Here is a 20008-nt window from a genome sequence, read left to right on the forward strand (position 1 = left end):
GCCATGACAACACGACGTGAAATCTTCAAACTGGGCGCCGTCGGCGCCCTCGGACTGGCGGGATTCAAAGGCGGCGACGACGGCGTTTCCACTACTGGGCCGAGCACACCGCTCATCACCGCCAGCCAACTTGCACCCCAGAACATGCCGGTTCCCTACGCCGGCGTTTTCCGCCGCCCGCCGGAGCTCGTCCCCTTCGCGACGGGCTTTGACGGCGGCGACCCGGCTCGTCCGTTCGCCCGGTACGCCCTTACCCAGAAGCTCGGCCAGGCCCAGTTCGTGCCCGGGCTCAACACCACCGTCGCCGGCTATAACGGCATCTTTCCCGGCCCCACCATCCGGGCCCGGCAGGGCACCCGGATCGAGGTGCGGATCCGCAACGACCTGCCCCCGGTCGGGCTCCTGCAGCCCGCCCGCTTTGATACCGTCACCCACCTGCACGGCTCCGCGTCGCTGCCACAATACGACGGCTACGCCAACGACATCACCATCCCCGGGAACTTCAAGAACTACCACTACCCCAACTGGCAGACGGCCCGGACGCTCTGGTACCACGACCACAAGCATCACATCACCGCCCAGAACGTCTATTCAGGACTCGCGGCCTTCTACCCCCTGTCCGACAAGTACGAGCGTGCCCAACTGCCACAGGGGGAATTCGACGTGCCCCTGATGATCTCCGACGCCATGTTCAAGGCGGACGGGTCCCTCGCGTACAACGACAACGACGTAAAGGGCCTGTGGGGGGACATCATCATGGTCAACGGCGTGCCGTGGCCCACCATGAAGGTCAAGCCCCGGATCTACCGCTTCCGGGTGCTCGATGCCTCTATTTCGCGCTCCTACCGGCCCACGCTCTCCACCGGAGACCCCGTCTACGTGGTCGCAACCGACGCCGGCATGACGCCGAAAGTCCAGGCGGTCAAGTCCTGGCGGCAGGGCACAGCCGAACGCTACGAGGTGCTCATCGACTTCCGCAAATACCGGACCGGGCAGCTGATCGAACTGCGCAACCTCAGCAACAAGAACAACATCGACTTCGCCAACACCAACAAGATCATGCGCTTTCAGGTGGTCGCGGACTCCGGGTCGGGGGCTGGCTCCATTTCCAGTATCCCGACCACCCTGGACGACGGCGGCTCCGTCAACGCAGCCTATGGCGGCATCCCCACCATGAGCCTCACCCCGGCGATGGCCAAGGCGAAACGCGAACTGAGGTTCTTCCGTGACCACGGGCAATGGACCGTCAACGGTGTCACCTGGGCCGATGTGGAGAAATCCGGGTTCACCAAGCTGTTCGGCAATCCCCAGCCTTTCGACGTCGAGCAATGGACCATCATCAATGCGTCCGGCGGCTGGTTCCATCCAGTGCACATCCACCTCATTGACGCCAAAATCATTGCCAGGAACACCAACGGCGGCCAGCCGTTTGCCTGGGAAAAGGGCCCGAAAGACGTCTTCTATGCGGGTGAGAACGAGTCCGTCACGGCGCTCATGCAGTTCGACCTCGGCGCCGGCAACGATGGCGGACGCTACATGATCCACTGCCACAACCTGGTCCACGAGGACCACGACATGATGGTGCAGTTCTCCGTGGGCGATCTGCGGACCAACGACCCCATCACCACGGATCCGCCGGTTCTGGACCCCGAAGCGCCTGACGCGTTCCCGCCGGTGTACCGGCCTGGATTCCCGGCGGGAACCTGACGTGCGCCGCCTGGGTCAACTGGGCGCGGCGGCCCTGCTGGTGCTGGCGTTGAGCGCCTGTACCGGCGGAACGCCCTCACCAGCACCTGCGTCGCCGACCGCCGGGGCTGCGCCAAGCGCCGCGCCCGTCTCGCTGGAAACCGGGACCGACGTCGGCAACGGCCGGCCGGCCGTGAGCAATGACGGGCTGATGGTGCGGCGCCGCGCGGTCATCGCCGTCCACCCCACCGAGGGCGCAGAGCCGGGCGCACCCCGCGCACGACTCGAGCAGACGGCCGCCGCCAGCGGCATCGTCCTGTCCGATATCCCTCCGGACGTGCTCGAACCAGCGATCCTGGAGCATGTGGCTCCGGAGCTGATCGTGATGCTGCCGGCCGGAAGCACCGCCGAGGACGCGGAGAAGCTGGCTGAGCTCGCCTTCGGCGCTGAGGGCAGTTACCCCGGCGTGGAGCACGTCCACGTCGCCTCAGTCCTGGTCCACGATCTCAAGTTCACCGTCGCCGCCGCGGATCCGGCAGCCGTGGCCGGTTCCATCGCCGAGGAAGGCATCCTCTCGGATGCGCTCGGCAACTACGCCACGGCGTTGGATAAGGGAGCCCTGACGGTCAGCTACACGGGACCACTGCTCAGCGACGCGCTGGTGGAATCCGTGCGGAACGGCATGGCCCGCGCCGCCGGCGTCGAGTCCGCAGCTGTAACGCTGGCTCCCCGTTCGGCCACGGGCGAGGGAGTGGACATGTCCCTCGAGCCGGAACCGGCACCTGACCCTGAGACGACGGCGGAAGACAGCGGGACGCACTCGCATGACACCGCCGCGACGACGCCGGATCCTGAGGAGTCCGGGCACTGACCGCACCAGTGGCCGGCCGGAGCAAGGGGAACGCTACCGGCCGGCCATACGTGTGTCCGACGCGTTCCGGAGGTGACTTTTGGCCCTTGGCGCCCGGCAGGCCCGGGCAGAAGCTGGGCGTACACCGCGAGCCGCAGGTCTGCACCTTCACAGGGGGCCGCGCATTTCACCGGTCCGCGGGTTGCACAGGTCCACACCTATTAAAAGGTCCACGGGAGCGCCATGAAGCATCAGCACATCGAGGATCCGCGATGAACCCCGACTCCGTTACCCGGACCTCCGTGCTGAAAGAGATCCACGATCTCGCCCGGCCGCTGAAAACCGACCGCGATCTCAGCGGGCTCGTGCGGAGCGCCGGCGATTGCCGTTTTGTCGCCGTCGGCGAAGCGTCCCACGGCACCCACGAGTTCTACACCTGGCGCGACACCCTCAGCCGCCGGCTCATCACGGAGGAAGGCTACAACTGGATTGGGGTCGAAGGGGACTGGCCCGACTGCTGGCGCATCAACCAGTGGGTCCGTGGCCTGGCGGGGAAAGAGCAGGGAGTCCATGCACTGCTGGCCAGCTTCGAACGCTGGCCGACGTGGATGTGGGCCAATGAGGAAGTCGCGGCGTTCCTGGACTGGCTGCGCGGCTGGAACGCGGGCCGGCCCCTGGGCAGGCGGGTCGGTTTCTACGGACTGGACGTCTACTCGCTCTGGGATTCGCTGCGCGAAATCATCGGCTGGCTGGAGGGAAACGTTCCGGACGCGGTGCCCGCGGCCAAACGCGCCTGGCAGTGCTTCCTGCCCCACCATGAAGACCCTCACGAGTATGCCTGGAACACGCGGCTGGTGCCGCAGTCCTGCGAGCCCGACGTCGTGGCCCTCCTGGCAGAGGTCAGGGCCCGGGTCTTCAGCCCGGGACCGCACGACGAGGACGCCTTCGACGCTGTCCAGAACGCCGAAGTCGCGGCGAACGCGGAGCACTATTACCGTGTCATGGTCCGCGGCGACCGGCAGTCCTGGAACGTCCGCGACCACCATATGGCGGACACCATCGACCGGGTCAGCCGGCACCTCGGGCCGGCGTCGAAGGGGCTGGTCTGGGAGCACAACACGCACATCGGGGATGCCCGGGGCACCGACATGGCGCAGGATGGCCTGGTGAACGTCGGTCAGCTGCTGCGCGACCGGCACGCGGGGGAAGGGGTGCTGCTGGTCGGCTTCGCAGCCCACCGCGGTTCCGTGATCGCCGCCGACGGGTGGGGACGCCCCGAGCGCATCGTCACGGTGCCCGAAGCCCGTCCGGGCAGCCACGAAGACTTCCTGCACCAGGCCCTCGGCGTGCCGTCCGTCCTGGAGTTCGGCGACGACAGGACCGGGCCCTGGCTGTCCACACCGCTCGGGCACCGGGCGATCGGCGTCGTGTACAACCCTGAACGGGAAGCCGGTAACTACGTACGGACCCGGATGGGGGAGCGCTACGACGCCCTCATCTGGCTTGAACACACCGCCGCCCTGCGGCCGGTGCACCATGAGGGACCACCCCGGGAAGCGGAGTTCGAGACAGAGCCCACCGGGTTCTAGGCCGGCGTGGATTCAACGAAGGCAGGAACCAAAAATGAGCAAGGAAATCGTCGTCGGCATCAACGGGTCCGCGGGCAGCGAGGCCGCACTGACCTGGGCCCTTGAGCGGGCGCGCCGGGACAAACTTCCGGTTCTCATCGTCCACGCGGTGGACGACCGCTGGATGTCCCCCGAGTTCCAGTACCACGAGATCATCCGCGAATCGGGAATGGACCTGCTGCAAAAGGCGCAGGCAAGCGCCCGCGAGCAGGCCCCGGACGTCGAGGTGGACATCCAGCTGCGGCACGGCAGCGGGGGTTCGGTGCTGCGGGACGTGTCCACCGAGGCAGCGCTTGTGGTGGTCGGCGGGCACGGCAAGCGCTGGCTGGACGGTGGCCCCATGACCGACCGTGCCCTCCAGGTTGTCGCCGCCTCGGAATGCCCGGTAGCTGTCATCCCGGTGAAACGGGCCACGGGGGACCGGGGCGTGGTGGTCGGCGTGGACGGCTCCGCGGAGTCGCTGCAGGCCGTCGCCTTCGCGGCCGCGGAGGCGGACCGGGGCGGAGACGATCTCAGCGTGGTCCTCGCGTTCAAGAGCCCGGCCCGGTGGGTGGAGAAACAGCTGCCGTCCAGCGGCCTCGCCGAGAGCTTGGTCGAAGAAAACCGGATCGTGCTCGCCGAGTCGGTGGCCGGGCTTGGCGGGCAATACCCGGACCTGACAGTTCATCAGCGGCTGGAAACCAACATCGAACCCGCCAAGGCCCTCGTCAACATCGCCGACGGAGCGCGGCTCCTGGTGATAGGAAGCCGCGGACGCGGCGGATTCTCCCGGACGGTGCTCGGCTCCACGGCCCACGCCGTCCTGTTGACTGTGCCGTGTCCCACGCTCGTCACGCGGGTGCACAAGGTCAAGCACGGGGACTGATGCCCCGCGTGGAATCCGGGGTTCCCGCGCTGCGCCGGGACTCGGCGGTATGGGCCTGAGTCTGGCGGCAGGTTGGCTTTGAAGTGCGGGGACGCCCCCGACTGGGAGGGCTTTTCGCCGCAGCCATCGGATGGGAGGATGATGCCGTGGACCCCTTCTTCAATTTTGTCACTCACTTTTGGTGGCTCATCTTTCCGATGAGCGGCCTGATCGGCGGGTGGGCGCGGACCTGGTCCAAAGCCGCTGAACGCCGGCACCGCCGTCGGGTGGAGCTCTACACGCTCAAGAACCAGTCCGCGCAGGCGGAGCAGGCCAGCCAAGCCGAAGTGCTGGGCCTCATGAAGGCCCACGACACCGTCAACAAGCGCTGGCTGGACTACGAACTCGATGTCGGCAAGCTGATCGACTATCCGGTCATGACCGACGTCAGGGAGCCCCTGACCGTGGCGTTCCTGCGTGCCAAGCGTGAGGCCGACGGCCTGCGCCCCGCCGCCGCCGGGGATATCAGGACGGCCACTCGGCTTGCGGAATACCGGGCGGCCGTGACCAGCTTTGAGCTCGCATTCGACGTCGCCGAGCGCGAGGCCAAGCGGATCAGGGACAGCAAGTTCACCGGGCCGGAACGGCAGCGGCTGGAGACCGCCCGGAAGCTCTTAAGGATTGCATCGGACGCCGCGGCGACCCCGGCCGAGCGCCAGACAGCCTACCGGCGCGCCCGCCGGGAACTGGACGGGCTCATCGTGCTGCCGGAGGCTACCCTCGCGGCGCTCGAGGACAAGATCGCTTCAATGCTCGACGCCGGTCCGGCGCCGGACGTCCGCCGGACAGTTTAAAACGGTTTATAGGGGGCAGCCGGGCCGGTTAAAAGGGCACCGGGGCCGGGCGGAGCGCCCCGGTTCACTGTGAGAAGCATCGCACCGCCACCATGAACGCCACGTACAGCACAGGGACCGAAATTTAGGGTCTTCTGGCATGTTTTGCCCTGCCGTCTTTCCCACGTACCATCGATAAGGTTTCAAGCTGCTTTAGTGGCCCCCGCGAGTTCATCCAGACAGGCATCGGATGAACCCTGTGGCCATGCGGCACCGGGGACGTGAAACTGCTGACCATGGACACTGCAGATTGGGCAACAGGTGGAAATCACCGTAATGGTGGCGCTAGTGATATTACTGGCGCTGTTCTTCGACTTCACCAACGGGTTTCATGACACCGCGAACGCCATGGCTACGCCCATCGCGACAGGTGCCATCAAACCGAAAACAGCGGTCGCCCTCGCGGCGGTGCTGAACCTCGTGGGAGCGTTCCTGTCCACGGAAGTCGCCAAGACCGTCTCGGGCGGCATCATCAAGGAAGGCACGGACGGCGTCCAGATCACCCCGGACATTATCTTCGCCGGGCTGATGGGCGCCATCCTCTGGAACATGATCACCTGGCTGAAGGGCCTGCCGTCGAGCTCCTCGCACGCACTCTTCGGCGGCCTGATTGGCGCTGCGATTGCCGGCATCGGCATCCACTCCGTCAACTTCGAGTCGATCCTGCAGAAGGTCATACTTCCCGCGATCTTCGCGCCGGTCATCGCCGGCACAGTGGCGTACCTGTGCACCAAACTCGCCTACGCGCTCACCTCCCGGCATGACCCGGAGACGGGTGACAAACTCACCCAGAAACGCGGCGGATTCCGGACCGGCCAGGTCTTCACCTCCAGCCTTGTCGCCCTCGCGCACGGAACCAACGACGCCCAGAAGACCATGGGCATCATCACCCTGGTCCTCATCTCAGCCGGCACCCAGCCGGCCGGCTCCGGACCGCAGTTCTGGGTCATTGCCGCCTGTGCCCTCGCCATCGCGATCGGCACCTACTCCGGCGGCTGGCGGATCATCCGCACCATGGGCGCGGGACTCACCGAGGTAAAGCCCGCCCAGGGCTTCGCCGCCGAGACCAGCACCGCCACTGCCATCCTGGCCTCGTCGCATTTGGGTTTCGCCCTCTCCACCACACAGGTGGCGTCCGGCTCAGTGATCGGCTCCGGCATGGGACGCCGCGGCACCACAGTGCGGTGGGGAACTGCAGGCCGGATTGCCATCGGCTGGCTGTTCACGCTGCCGGCGGCCGGAATCGTCGGCGCGCTGACGGCCATGCTCGTGCAGACCGGCGTCATCGGCGTGGTCATCGCGGCCGTCGCCGGTACCGCCGCAGTGGCTTACATGTTCGTCCATTCACGGAAATCGCATGTGGGCCACCACAATGCCGTCGAGATCGAGGAAGTCGGCCAGGCCGTGCAGTTCCGCAAGAAGAAGTCAGCCGCCAAGGCGATGAAGAACGGGCGTGTCCAGCGATGAAATGGTTGGAACTGTTCAGCGTGGCAGGTGCCACGCTCCTGTCTGCAGTGACAGTCGTAGTCCTCTACTCCCTCGGTGTCCGGCTCACGGCCATCGCCGGTGACATCCGGAACTCTCCGGCGTCGTGGACCCGGCCGCTGGCCTACGCGTGCTTTGCCGTGTGCGGCGCCGCCGTGCTCTTCGGGCTCTACCTGATCATTCCCTACTTCCATAAATAGGCCGCTTCCGCCTGCCATCCCGCGGAGCCTTCGCGGGATGGGAACCCGGCACCGCATTGGCTAGGCTGGGGCCATGGCGAGCTTCCAGTACTTCGTGGCATCCACACTCGACGGTTTCATCGCCACGGCCGAGGACAACCTGGCCTGGCTGCTCCAGTTCGACGGATTTGACGGCGGACAGGACAGCTACGACGCGTTCATGGCCGACGTCGGCTGCATCGCCATGGGCGGCGAGACCTATGCCTGGCTGCGGGAACACGAACCAACCACGTGGCCCTACCCGGATACGCCCTGCTGGGTCTTCACGCACCACGAACACACCGCCCCGAAAGGCGCCAATGTAACGTTCGTCCGCGGGGACGTCCGCGAGTTCGCGGACGACCTCAAGGACGAGGCTGGCGGCCGAAACGTCTGGGTTGTCGGTGGGGGCAACCTCGCAGCGCAATTCGCCGACGCCGGGCTGCTGGATGAGCTCATTGTCTCGGTCATACCCGTTGTGCTGGGCAGCGGCAAGCCGTTGCTGCCCATGACAGGCCCGACGCCGCCACTGGAGTTGACCTCTTCCCGCACCCTCGGGCGGGGGATCGTGGAGTTGCGCTACCGCTTCCCGGACCGCACGTAGCCGGACCCGGCGTCTCTAGCGGGATCTGCGCCGCCAACCGGACGTGCCGTGGCGCGAACCGGATTCGTCGTCGCTGACCGCCCGGGCGGTCTCTTAGCGCTCGATATCCCGGATCAGGTTCGTGATCCGGGCGGTGGAGAGCCGGCGGCCGCTCTCGTCGGTCATGACGATCTCGTGCGTGGTGAGGGTCCGGCCCAGGTGGATCGCCGTGCAGGTGCCTGTGACGGTGCCCTCGGAGATCGCGCGGTGGTGCGTCGCCCCGACCTCGATTCCCAGTGCCTGCCGGTTCGGGCCGGCATGCATGCCAGCCGCGAAGGAACCCAGCGTCTCGGCCAGGACCACGTGGGCCCCGCCATGCAGGATGCCGGCCACCTGGGTGTTGCCCTCCACCGGCATGGTGGCCACGGTGCGCTCCGGACTCATCTCAAGGAAGCGGATCCCCATCTTTACCACCAGGGCGCCAACGCCGTACTGGCCCAGCCAATCGTGCATTTCCTCGGGAACCCCGGCCGCCGCGAGCTCGGCCGCGTAAGGGCCGGGCGTGAAATTGTCCATCATGGCAACTAGGCTGGCACCTGTGAGCGAAACTACCAAACCGGCCCTTGCCCCCATTTCTGCAGACACTGCAGCAGACATCCTCCCGGCAACTGAACCGGACTCAGTGCTTGCGGCCAAGCCCGCCCGTACCTCCACCCGGGCCGCGGCGTCGGTTTCCGCCACCGAGGCTGCCGTGATTCCCATCACGGACCAGCCGCGACTTCTCGTGCTGGACGGACACTCCATGGCGTTCCGGGCGTTCTTCGCCCTGCCGGCGGACAAGTTCTCCACCGCCACGGGGCAGCACACCAACGCCGTCCACGGCTTCACGTCCATGCTGATCAACCTGATCAAAGAGCAAAAGCCAACCCACGTGGCCGTGGCATTCGACGTCTCTGACGACACAACCCACCGCAAAGCCGAGTACAGCGAGTACAAGGGCGGACGCAACGAGACCCCCCGCGAAATGAGCGGCCAGATCGACCTCATCGACAAGGTCATGGGCGCGTGGGGCATCAAGACCATCAAAATGCCCGGCTGGGAAGCGGACGACATCCTGGCCACGCTCGCCGCCATGGGCGAAAAGGCCGGTTACGAGGTGCTGCTGGTATCTGGTGACCGCGACGCTTTCCAGCTCATCACGGACAACGTGTTTGTCCTCTATCCCAGAAAGGGCGTCAGCGACATTCCCCGGATGGACGCGGACGCCATCCAGGAGAAGTACTTCGTCAGCCCCGCCCAGTACTCGGACCTGGCCGCGCTGGTGGGGGAGAGCGCGGACAACCTCCCGGGTGTTCCCGGCGTCGGCCCCAAAACGGCAGCCAAGTGGATCAACCTCTACGGCGGGCTTGAGGGGGTCCTGGAGAACCTCGACGCCATCGGCGGGAAAGTTGGTGACGCCCTCCGCGAATATGTTGAGGACGTCAAGCGCAACCGCCGGCTCAACAGGCTGCACACCGACCTGGACCTACCGGTCACGCTGGACGAGCTCGCGGACCCGCGGCCGGACCAGGCCGCCCTCGAGGAGCTGTTCGACGCCCTCGAGTTCAAGACCATCCGCACCCGGCTCTTTGCCCTCTACGGCAGCGAAGTCACCGAAGCCGAGCGGGAAAGCCTCGATACCCCGGACTTCGTCATTCCTGCGGACGCCGCCGAGCTGACGGCGTTCTTCGCGGCCGGCGCCGGGAAGCGCTCGGCCGTGGCGGTCGATCTTGTGCCCGGCCGGATCGGCGAGGACGCCGCCGCCGTGGCGATCGTCCGCGGCGACGCCGCCGTCTACCTCGACCTGGCCAGCCAGGACGCCGCCGCCGAAAACGTCCTGGCAGCCTGGCTCCGTGACGCCCAGGCACCCAAGGTGGTGCACGGGTTCAAGGCTGCGCTGAAGGCGCTCACCGCCCGAGGTTTGGAACTGGAGGGCGTGGTGGATGACACCTCCATCTCCGGCTACCTCATCCAGCCCGACCGCCGCAGCTACGAGCTCGCCGAGCTGGCGCAGCATCACCTCAACATCTCCGTTTCCACCGAGGCCGCCAAGGCAGGCCAGCTTGAGCTGGCGTTCGACGGCGACGACGCCGAAGCTGCCGGCGCGCTGGTCCACGTGGCAGCCGTAGTCCGCGCCCTGAGCCTTTTCTTCGAATCGGAACTGAAGGAGCGCAAGGCAGAGGACCTGCTGACCACCCTTGAGCTGCCGGTCAGCCGTGTCCTCGCTGACATGGAACTCGCCGGCATCGCGATCGACATGGCCCGCATGGACGAGCAGCTGTCCGACCTCGCCAAGGTGATCGACAACGCCCAGGAGCTCGCCTTCGCCGCGATCGGCCATGAGGTCAACCTCGGCTCGCCGAAACAGCTCCAGACCGTCCTGTTCGAGGAACTGGAACTGCCGAAGACCAAGAAGATCAAGTCCGGCTACACCACCGACGCCGCGTCGCTCAAGAACCTGCTGGAAAAGACCGGGCACGAATTCCTGGTCCAGCTGATGGCGCACCGCGAGTCCTCGAAACTGCGCCAGATGCTCGACTCGCTCAAGAAGTCCGTTACGGACGACGGGCGGATCCACACCACCTACGCGCAGAACGTCGCAGCCACGGGCCGGATCTCCTCGAACAATCCCAACCTGCAGAACATCCCCATCCGCAGCGAGGAAGGCCGGCGCGTCCGCGGCATTTTTGTGGTCAGCGAGGGTTACGAGTGCCTGTTGTCCGCGGACTACTCGCAGATCGAAATGCGCATCATGGCCCACCTCTCGGGGGACGCCGGCCTGATCCAGGCCTACAGGGACGGCGAAGACCTGCACCGGTTCGTGGGCTCGAACATCTTCCATGTGCCCACCGACCAGGTGACCAGTGCCATGCGTTCCAAGGTCAAGGCGATGTCCTATGGCCTGGCGTACGGCCTCACCTCGTTCGGCCTGTCCAAACAGCTGGAGATCTCCGTTGACGAGGCCCGGACGCTCATGAAGGACTACTTCGACCGGTTCGGCGCCGTCCGCGACTACCTGCGCGGCGTGGTGGACCAGGCCCGGGTCGACGGCTACACCGCCACCATCGAGGGCCGCCGTCGTTACCTCCCGGACCTCACCAGCACCGACCGCCAGCTGCGCGAGAACGCGGAGCGCATCGCGCTGAACTCCCCGATCCAGGGATCGGCGGCAGACATCATCAAGCGCGCCATGCTCGGCGTGCATGCCGAACTGGCAGCCCAGGGCCTCAAATCGCGCATGCTCCTGCAGGTCCATGACGAACTGGTCCTCGAGGTCGCCAACGGCGAGCGTGAGGCCGTGGAGAAGCTCGTCACCGAGCAAATGGGCTCGGCCGCGGACCTCAGCGTGCCGCTGGACGTGCAGATCGGCGTCGGCACCAGCTGGTACGAGGCGGGGCACTAATTTCTACCGGGTCCGGCGCCGCCGGACCGTCAGGATTTTCAGGATTCTCAGGGGGAGAAGCACGTGGCAGAAAAGTACGAACTCAGGCGGTTCCGCGCGGTCGAAAAGGACTCGGCGGACTACGCGCAGGGCACCGCCTGGCTGCGGGGAGTCGGGATCGGCTTCTATGACGAGCCGCGCAAAGACGAATTCGTGGACAAGATCATGGCCATGTACCTCGTGGACAACCGGGAGATGACCGGGGTCTACCAGGCCGACGGCGTCGCCGCGCACTCGCTGGCGGCCGACGTCCCGGTGGCTACGTTCGCCACGCTGCGCAAGGACCTGAACATCGGCTACGGGCGGCAGCTGGAAGCCCAGCTCGTCACGGCCGTCACCGTGCGCGGCACCCACCGCCGGCAGGGACTGCTGCGGCGGATGATGACCGAGGACCTCGCGGCGGCCAAGGCCGACGGCGTCGCCATAGCAGCGCTGACCGCCTCAGAGGCGTCGATCTACGGCCGGTTCGGCTATGGCGTGGCCACCTTCGAGCGCAGCGTCAAGGTCGACACCGGGCCGCGGTTCCGTCTGCGCCATACACCGGTCGGTTCGGTGGAGATCGCCGACCGGAAGGTCCTGCTGGACCTGGCTCCCGAGGTCTTCGCGCGGGTCCACGGTTCCCTGCCCGGATCGATTTCGCGGCAGGAGGCGTACCGGCTGCGGTCCTCGGGCACGCTGGGCAGCGACGGCAGCGAAGACGAGGCCATCCGCTGCGCCCTGCACTACGACGCGGCCGGCACGGTGGACGGGTACGTCTCTTACAAGTTCGCCGGGTGGGACGCCAAGCCGTACACCATGGAGATCGTGGACCTCGTGGCGGCCACTGACGCCGCGTACCTGGAGCTGTGGCAGTTCCTCGGCAGCATCGACCTCGTGGACCGGATCAGCTGGCAGGATGCACCGGTGGACGACCCCCTGGCCTGGGCGCTGGAGGATCCCCGCTGCGTCGAGGCCTCGGACCACCGGGACATGCTGTGGCTGCGCATCCTGGAGCCCGCCCGGGTTCTGGCGGCCCGGCATTACTCGGCCGACGGCGCCCTCGTTCTCGCCGTGCGGGACAGCCTCGGCTTCGCTGCCGGCACTTTCGCCCTGACGGTCAGCGGGGGAGAGGCCACGGTGACGTCGGTTCCGGACGCAGAGCCGGACCTGTCGCTGGATGTCGCGGACCTCGGCTCCATCTATCTGGGCGCAGTCTGTCCCGTGACCCTGAAAACCGCCGGCCGGATCACCGAGCACCCCGCCGGTGCGGCGCTCACAGCGCGGCTCATGTTCGCCGTCGAACGTTCACCGCACTGCCTTACGCACTTCTAGGCGTCCGGCGCCGGTCGCGGCGCGCACGGCCCCCAGGCGCTTTGACCCGCGTTCACGGAAACGACTAGACTAAACGGGCGCGTACTACGTGCGCGCATCTACAATCCACAAAATCAGGATGACCCGGCGGATCCCTTGCAGAATCGCCGTGTTCTTGGCCTGCATTCCATAATGCCGGCCAAGCGGTTTGCCTGACCGACTAACTATCCACAACGGAGCCCCTACTACATGACCATCACCTCCACCGAGAAGCCCGGTACCCCCGTAGTCGCCATTAACGACATCGGTACCGCTGAGGACTTCCTCGCAGCTGTCGACGCCACCATCAAGTACTTCAACGACGGAGACCTCGTCGAAGGTACCGTCGTCAAGGTCGACCGCGACGAAGTTCTGCTCGACATCGGTTACAAGACCGAAGGTGTCATCCCCTCCCGCGAGCTTTCCATCAAGCACGACGTTGACCCCGGAGACGTCGTCTCCGTTGGCGATCAGGTCGAAGCCCTGGTGCTCACCAAGGAAGACAAAGAAGGCCGCCTGATCCTCTCCAAGAAGCGTGCTCAGTACGAGCGTGCCTGGGGCGACATCGAGAAGGTCAAGGAAGAAGACGGTGTTGTCACCGGTACCGTCATCGAGGTTGTCAAGGGTGGTCTTATCCTCGACATCGGTCTGCGCGGCTTCCTGCCCGCATCCCTCGTCGAGATGCGCCGTGTGCGCGACCTCGCTCCGTACATCGGTCAGCAGATCGAAGCCAAGATCATCGAGCTGGACAAGAACCGCAACAACGTTGTGCTGTCCCGCCGTGCATGGCTCGAGCAGACCCAGTCCGAGGTCCGCTCCACGTTCCTCAACAAGCTGGAAAAGGGCCAGGTCCGTCCCGGCGTCGTTTCCTCCATCGTCAACTTCGGTGCCTTCGTGGACCTGGGCGGCGTAGACGGCCTGGTTCACGTTTCCGAGCTGTCCTGGAAGCACATCGACCACCCGTCCGAGGTTGTCGAAGTTGGCCAGGAAGTCACCGTCGAGGTTCTCGAGGTTGACCTGGACCGCGAGCGCGTCTCCCTGTCGCTCAAGGCTACGCAGGAAGATCCGTGGCAGACCTTCGCCCGCACCCACGCCCTCGGCCAGGTTGTTCCGGGTAAGGTCACCAAGCTCGTTCCGTTCGGCGCGTTCGTTCGCGTTGAAGACGGCATCGAAGGCCTGGTCCACATCTCCGAGCTCGCCGTGCGCCACGTGGAGCTGGCCGAGCAGGTTGTCTCCGTTGGTGACGAGCTGTTCGTCAAGGTCATCGACATCGACCTCGAGCGCCGCCGCATCTCGCTCTCCCTCAAGCAGGCCAACGAGGGCGTCGACGCCGACAGCACCGAATTCGACCCGGCACTCTACGGCATGGCCGCCGAGTACGACGAAGAGGGCAACTACAAGTACCCGGAGGGCTTCGACCCGGAGTCCAACGAGTGGCTTGAAGGCTACGAGAACCAGCGCGCCGCCTGGGAGCAGCAGTACGCTGACGCCCAGACCCGCTGGGAAGCACACAAGAAGCAGGTTGCCCAGCACGCTGCCGACGACGCTGCAGCTGCAACGTCCGGCGAGAGCGACTCCGGCACCACCAGCTACTCCTCCGAGCCGGCTGCAACCGAGACCGGTGCAGGCACGCTTGCTTCGGACGAGGCTCTTGCCGCTCTGCGCGAGAAGCTGACCGGCAACTAATTGCCCTTGTGCCTTGGGGAGTCTTTTCCCTGAGACCAGGCAGTTTGTAGCTTGAAGCCGCACCGTCCCGGTGCACAGCAGTTCAGTAAAGGTGGCCGTCCCCTCGGGGGCGGCCACCTTTGCTTTGCCCAGCTCTTGGTGCGGACATGCCCCACGGTTGCCCGCCCCACGGGACATGCCCATTTTTCCAATCCTCCCCGGGGGACATGCCCATTCTTGGAGCATGCCCGTGGGCATATGGCTATTGTGCCCGGTCCTGGCCACGGGCGCGGCACATGTCCAGTGTTCGGGAGGCCGCGACGTGCCCTTATACCCGGACAGGCCTGTTCTTCGGGCGCTCTCCCGGGGGACATGCCCATTCTTGGAGCTTGCCCGTGGGCCTATGGGTGTTGTGCCCGGTCCTGGCCATGGGCGCGGGACATGTCCAGTGTTGCCACCAGGTACCGCCATTGGTTCGCGGCACGTCGCGGTGTGGATTCCTTGACGACTGCCCGCCGCTGAGTGCAGACTCGGCAGGTTGAGATATTCGCCGCCGACGATGAGGGGACTTTCATGGCTGACACTTCGGGGGCTGTTGACTCGCAGGACACACTGAAGCCCGAGGGTCCATGGCCGCGTGGCATTGGGGCGATCACCCTATTTGTCGAGAATCTGGCCCCGACCAAGGACTTCTATGCGGCAGTCTTCGGCTTGCCGCTCATTTTCGAGGACGAAGTCTCCGCAGTCTTCAAGTTCGAGAACACCTTGATCAACCTGCTCAACGTCACCGAAGCTCCCGAACTCATCCAGCCTGCCGCGGTGGGCGGCGCGGATTCCGGTGCCCGAATGCAGTTCACCATCGAGGTGGACGACGTCGATGCCATGTGCGCCGAGTTGTCCCGCCGCGGAGTAGAGCTGCTCAACGGCCCAATGGACCGGCCGTGGGGGATCCGCACCGCCTGCTTCCGCGACCCGGCAGGACACATCTGGGAAATAGCCCAGTCCCAATAGCCCCAGGCGGAACTTTGGGTCCGCCCAAGGGAGGGCATGTCCACTGGTGGGTTCGCAGGACGGGCACAGGGTGCCTGGGCCCATTTGTCGCGGCCGCGGGAGGGCATGTCCACTGGTGGGGAGAACGGCCCCGCTGACCTCAAGCAGCGCGACCGCGGGCACGGGCTCAGCTGAACAGGACATCGATCCACTCCGATTCTCCGGGCACCAGCGAGGCGCTGCCGGCTGACATGGCGGCCACGCGGTCCGCAGCCCGGGCCAGCTCTTCCGGATCATCCGGCAACGCAAGCCTCAGGACAGTCGCCCGCGCCTCGTAACGGGTTTCGGCCAGGACATACCCCGCTGCGCGCAGATCGTTCTCGAGCCGCCCGGCCACGGCGTGCTGTACCCGCACCGAACAGATTCGCAAACGGCGCCGCCGCACCAGAGGCGCGAGCGCCAGCGTGCCGGACACCGATTCGGAATAGGCTCGCACCAGGCCGCCGGCGCCGAGGAGAATGCCGCCGAAATAGCGCACCACCACCGCGGTGACGTCGCTGAGGTCGGCGACGCCGGGCATGGTCTCCCGTTTCAGCAGCGCCTCAAGCATGGGGAGGCCCGCGGTGCCGGAGGGTTCGCCGTCATCGTTGGACCGCTGCACGTCCCGGTCCGGGCCGAGGACGAAGGCGGAGCAATGGTGCCGTGCGTCATGGAATTCCCGGCGCAGACGGCCCAGGACGGCCCGGGCGGCGTCCTCGTCGGCCGTTCTGGCCAGGACGGTAATGAACCGGGACCGCTTGACCTCGATTTCGTGGCGGAACTCGGACCCCGCGGCAAGGGTGGCATAGACGGCCGTCCTGCTCTCAGGGTAATCCGACGCATCAGCCACCGGTTCAGTTTAGTCTGGTGAGGTGTTGAAGATCGGGTTGACCGGCGGGATCGCCTCGGGGAAGTCCATGGTTGCCGCGCGCCTCCGCGAGCTCGGCGCAGTGCTAGTCGACGCCGACGCCCTGGCCCGGGAGGTCGTGGAGCCCGGCACGCCCGGGCTGGCAAGCGTGGTCGAGGCCTTTGGTGCCTCGATCCTGGCGCCGGACGGCCGCCTGGACCGGCCCCGGCTCGGTGCCCTGGTCTTCGGCGATCCCGAACGCCTGGCCGTGCTCAACGGGATCATCCATCCCCTCGTGCGGGAGCGCGCCGCGGCAATTGTCGCCACCGCCCCGGCCGGCGGCGTCGTGGTCCAGGACATCCCGCTGCTGGTCGAAACGGGGCAGGGGAAGAACTTCCACCTGGTGCTCGTGGTGGATGCCCCGGAGGAGATCCGGGTCCAGCGCATGGCCGAACACCGCAACATGACCGTCGGGGAGGCGCATGCCCGGATGGCCTCCCAGGCGAGCCGGGAGGACCGGCTGGCGGCGGCGGACGTCGTGCTGGACAATTCGGGCACCCCGGAAGAACTCGGGCGGGCGGTCGACGCGCTGTGGGAGGAACGGCTGGCGCCTTTCGCGCTGAACCTCAAGGAACAAAAGATCCCGCCGCGGACGGGCGGACCGGTCCTTGCCCGCGCCGATCCGGCCTGGGCGGCCCAGGCCGGCCGGCTGATTGCCCGGCTGCAGAGCGCCATTCCGCAGGACGTCCTGGCCGTGGACCACATCGGGTCCACCGCGGTCCCGGGGCTCGATGCCAAAGATGTGATCGACCTCCAGCTGAGTGTCCGGAATCTCGACGACGCGGACCGGATCGCGCCGCTGCTGGCCGAGGCGGGATTCCCGCGCTGGCCCGGCATCATTTCCGATAACCCCAAGCCCTCGCAACCGGACCCCGCCGCCTGGGGCAAACGGCTGCACGGCAACGCCGATCCCGGCCGGGCGGCGAATCTTCATGTCCGCGCCGCCGGCTCGCCCGGCTGGCGGTACGCCCTGTGCTTCCGGGACTGGCTCCGCGCTGATGCCGATGCCCGGGCGGACTATGTCGCCGAGAAGACGCGGGTCGCCGGGCTGCACGAGACGGACAAGTCCACTGCCGCCTACGCGGCGGACAAGGAGGGCTGGTTCACCGACTACGCCGCACCGCGGATGGAAGCGTGGGTCCAGCGCACGGGCTGGCAGCCGCCGTCGTACGGTGACCAAGGAGCGAACGACCGCGGAACGGTCGACGGCGGCAACGGCACCGTCAGCGGCGCCACCGCGGTCGGTCCTGGTGCCGCCCAAAGCTGAATCAGGATTTCCTGTCGGGGCCCGGCGGTAGATTAGTTACATGAGCCTTGCCCAGGAAATCAACCGTATCGTGGCACCCTTCGAGGTCATCAGCGAGTTCCAGCCCGCAGGCGACCAGCCGGCCGCCATCGCCGAACTGACGGAGCGCATCAAAAACGGCGAGAAGGACGTGGTGCTGCTGGGCGCCACCGGTACCGGCAAAAGCGCCACCACGGCGTGGCTGATCGAGCAGATCCAGCGCCCCACCCTGGTGCTGGTGCAGAACAAGACCCTCGCAGCGCAGCTCGCGAACGAATTCCGCGAGTTGCTGCCCAACAACGCGGTGGAATACTTTGTCTCCTATTACGACTACTACCAGCCCGAGGCCTACGTCGCCCAGACGGACACCTTCATCGAGAAGGACTCCTCCGTCAACGAGGAAGTGGAACGGCTCCGGCACTCCGCCACCAACGCGCTCCTGACCCGCCGCGACGTCATCGTGGTCGCCACGGTGTCCTGCATCTACGGCCTCGGCACGCCGGAAGAATACATCGCCGGCATGGTAACCCTCCGCAAGGGGGCGGAGATGAACCGCGACGACCTGCTCCGGAAGTTCGTCGCCATGCAGTACACCCGCAACGACATGGACTTCCACCGCGGCACGTTCCGGGTCCGCGGCGACACCGTCGAAATCATCCCGATGTACGAGGAACTGGCGATCCGGATCGAGTTCTTCGGGGATGAGATTGAGAACATCCACACCCTCCACCCCCTGACCGGCGAAGTCATCCGGGATGAGACCGAGATGTACGTCTTCCCGGCCTCGCACTACGTGGCCGGGCCCGAGCGTATGAGCCGGGCCATCAAGAGGATCGAGGACGAACTCGCCGAGCGGCTCCAGCTCCTGGAAAGCCAAAACAAGCTGGTCGAGGCGCAGCGGCTGCGGATGCGCACCACCTACGACCTTGAAATGATGCAGCAGATGGGCTTCTGCAACGGCATCGAGAACTATTCATTGCACATCGACGGGCGCGACCGCGGGACCGCGCCGCACTGCCTCATCGATTATTTCCCGGACGACTTCCTCCTGGTGATCGACGAATCGCACGTCACCGTCCCGCAGATCGGCGCCATGTATGAGGGCGACATGTCCCGCAAGCGGTCGCTTGTGGACCACGGCTTCCGGCTGCCTTCCGCGATGGACAACCGCCCGCTGAAATGGGATGAGTTCCTCGAGCGCGTGGGCCAGACGGTCTACCTGTCCGCGACCCCGGGCAAGTACGAACTCGGCAAGTCCGACGGCTTCGTCCAGCAGATCATCCGCCCCACCGGCCTGATCGACCCCGAGGTGGTCGTCAAGCCCACGAAGGGCCAGATCGATGACCTGTTGGGCGAAATCCGGATCCGCACCGCCAAGAACGAGCGGGTCCTGGTCACCACCCTGACCAAGCGGATGGCCGAGGACCTCACCGACTACCTGCTGGGCCACGGCGTGAAAGTGGAATACCTGCACTCCGACGTCGACACGCTGCGCCGCGTGGAACTCCTGCGCGAACTACGGATGGGCGTCTTCGACGTCCTCGTCGGCATCAACCTCCTCCGTGAAGGCCTCGACCTCCCGGAAGTGTCCCTGGTCAGCATCCTGGACGCGGACAAGGAAGGCTTCCTGCGCTCTTCGACCTCCCTGATCCAGACCATCGGGCGTGCCGCCCGAAATGTGTCCGGCCAGGTGCACATGTACGCGGACCGGATCACCGACTCGATGGCCCACGCCATCGACGAGACGAACCGGCGCCGCGCCATCCAGGTTGCCTACAACACGGAGAACGGGATCGACCCGCAGCCGCTGCGGAAAAAGATCGCGGACATCACCGATCAGCTGGCCAAGGAAGACGCGGACACCCGCGAGCTGCTGGCCGCCGCCGGCAAGAACCGCGGCAAGGGCAGGGGCGCCTCGGCCATCCGTGCGGACGGACTCGCGGCCGCGCCGGCGGAGGACCTTGTGGGCCTTATCGAACAGCTGACCGAACAGATGCACGCCGCGGCCGGTGAGCTGCAGTTCGAGCTCGCCGCCCGGCTCCGCGACGAGGTGGGCGAACTGAAGAAGGAACTGAGGCAAATGCAGTCTGCGGGGCACGCCTAGGGTAAACTCGGACGGACGTAG

The 20008-nt window shown here is 66.3% G+C and carries 16 protein-coding genes; 14 read left to right on the forward strand and 2 right to left on the reverse strand.

The window, feature by feature from the left end:
• The first annotated feature begins 3 nt into the window (after positions 1–3).
• The 8 genes from ACFVTM_RS05350 (at position 4) to ACFVTM_RS05385 (ending at position 8208) form a co-directional block, all read left to right on the forward strand.
• Positions 4–1707, forward strand: a complete 1704-nt coding sequence (locus ACFVTM_RS05350) for a multicopper oxidase family protein (RefSeq protein WP_390202351.1) — start codon at positions 4–6, stop codon at positions 1705–1707.
• A gap of 1 nt (position 1708) precedes the next feature.
• Complete coding sequence (locus ACFVTM_RS05355) at positions 1709–2557, forward strand: hypothetical protein (RefSeq protein ID WP_390202352.1); 849 nt, start codon at positions 1709–1711, stop codon at positions 2555–2557.
• 251 nt (positions 2558–2808) lie between these two features.
• Positions 2809–4125, forward strand: coding sequence for an erythromycin esterase family protein (locus ACFVTM_RS05360; RefSeq protein ID WP_390202353.1), 1317 nt, complete (start codon positions 2809–2811; stop codon positions 4123–4125).
• Between the two features lie 34 nt (positions 4126–4159).
• Positions 4160–5029 (forward strand): universal stress protein, encoded by an 870-nt coding sequence (locus tag ACFVTM_RS05365; RefSeq protein ID WP_390202354.1) that lies wholly within the window; start codon positions 4160–4162, stop codon positions 5027–5029.
• Positions 5030–5175: 146 nt separating this feature from the next.
• Positions 5176–5862, forward strand: coding sequence for a hypothetical protein (locus ACFVTM_RS05370; RefSeq protein WP_390202355.1), 687 nt, complete (start codon positions 5176–5178; stop codon positions 5860–5862).
• 300 nt (positions 5863–6162) lie between these two features.
• Positions 6163–7368, forward strand: a complete 1206-nt coding sequence (locus ACFVTM_RS05375) for an anion permease (RefSeq protein ID WP_390202356.1) — start codon at positions 6163–6165, stop codon at positions 7366–7368.
• A complete protein-coding gene (locus ACFVTM_RS05380; RefSeq protein WP_390202357.1) occupies positions 7365–7586 on the forward strand; it encodes a hypothetical protein in 222 nt (73 codons plus the stop codon). Before ACFVTM_RS05375 ends, ACFVTM_RS05380 begins: the two co-directional genes overlap by 4 nt.
• 73 nt (positions 7587–7659) lie before the next feature.
• Positions 7660–8208 carry a dihydrofolate reductase family protein gene (locus ACFVTM_RS05385; RefSeq protein ID WP_390202358.1) on the forward strand — a complete coding sequence of 183 codons (549 nt, stop codon included), beginning with the start codon at positions 7660–7662 and terminating at the stop codon, positions 8206–8208.
• Positions 8209–8301: 93 nt separating this feature from the next.
• On the opposite strand, the gene ACFVTM_RS05390 is transcribed toward ACFVTM_RS05385, so the two are convergent.
• Positions 8302–8766: a hotdog fold thioesterase gene (locus ACFVTM_RS05390; protein ID WP_390202359.1), complete on the reverse strand. Its 465-nt coding sequence runs from the start codon at positions 8764–8766 to the stop codon at positions 8302–8304.
• Here ACFVTM_RS05390 and polA point away from each other — a divergent pair.
• From polA to ACFVTM_RS05410, 4 genes are all read left to right on the forward strand, one after another.
• Positions 8765–11629, forward strand: a complete 2865-nt coding sequence (gene polA / locus ACFVTM_RS05395; RefSeq protein WP_390202360.1) for a DNA polymerase I — start codon at positions 8765–8767, stop codon at positions 11627–11629. The genes ACFVTM_RS05390 and polA overlap by 2 nt on opposite strands.
• 63 nt (positions 11630–11692) lie before the next feature.
• Positions 11693–12979 carry a GNAT family N-acetyltransferase gene (locus ACFVTM_RS05400; protein ID WP_390202361.1) on the forward strand — a complete coding sequence of 429 codons (1287 nt, stop codon included), beginning with the start codon at positions 11693–11695 and terminating at the stop codon, positions 12977–12979.
• Positions 12980–13207: 228 nt separating this feature from the next.
• Entirely contained in the window at positions 13208–14683 is a 1476-nt protein-coding gene (rpsA, locus tag ACFVTM_RS05405) for a 30S ribosomal protein S1 (protein WP_026537355.1), read from the forward strand.
• A 552-nt stretch (positions 14684–15235) separates the two neighbouring features.
• A complete protein-coding gene (locus tag ACFVTM_RS05410; protein ID WP_390202362.1) occupies positions 15236–15673 on the forward strand; it encodes a VOC family protein in 438 nt (145 codons plus the stop codon).
• A gap of 166 nt (positions 15674–15839) precedes the next feature.
• Here ACFVTM_RS05410 and ACFVTM_RS05415 read toward each other — a convergent pair whose 3' ends face one another.
• The gene (locus ACFVTM_RS05415; protein ID WP_390202363.1) at positions 15840–16541 is read right to left on the reverse strand and encodes an IMPACT family protein; all 702 of its coding nucleotides are present in this window, start codon (positions 16539–16541) and stop codon (positions 15840–15842) included.
• A 22-nt stretch (positions 16542–16563) separates the two neighbouring features.
• On the opposite strand from ACFVTM_RS05415, the gene coaE reads away from it, so the two are divergent.
• Positions 16564–17865 carry a dephospho-CoA kinase gene (gene coaE / locus ACFVTM_RS05420; RefSeq protein ID WP_390202364.1) on the forward strand — a complete coding sequence of 434 codons (1302 nt, stop codon included), beginning with the start codon at positions 16564–16566 and terminating at the stop codon, positions 17863–17865.
• Positions 17866–17905: 40 nt separating this feature from the next.
• Positions 17906–19987 (forward strand): excinuclease ABC subunit UvrB, encoded by a 2082-nt coding sequence (gene uvrB, locus ACFVTM_RS05425; RefSeq protein ID WP_390202365.1) that lies wholly within the window; start codon positions 17906–17908, stop codon positions 19985–19987.
• Positions 19988–20008 lie beyond the last annotated feature (21 nt).

The organism is Arthrobacter sp. NPDC058130, assembly GCF_042884475.1.
In the GTDB taxonomy this organism is placed as follows: domain Bacteria; phylum Actinomycetota; class Actinomycetes; order Actinomycetales; family Micrococcaceae; genus Arthrobacter.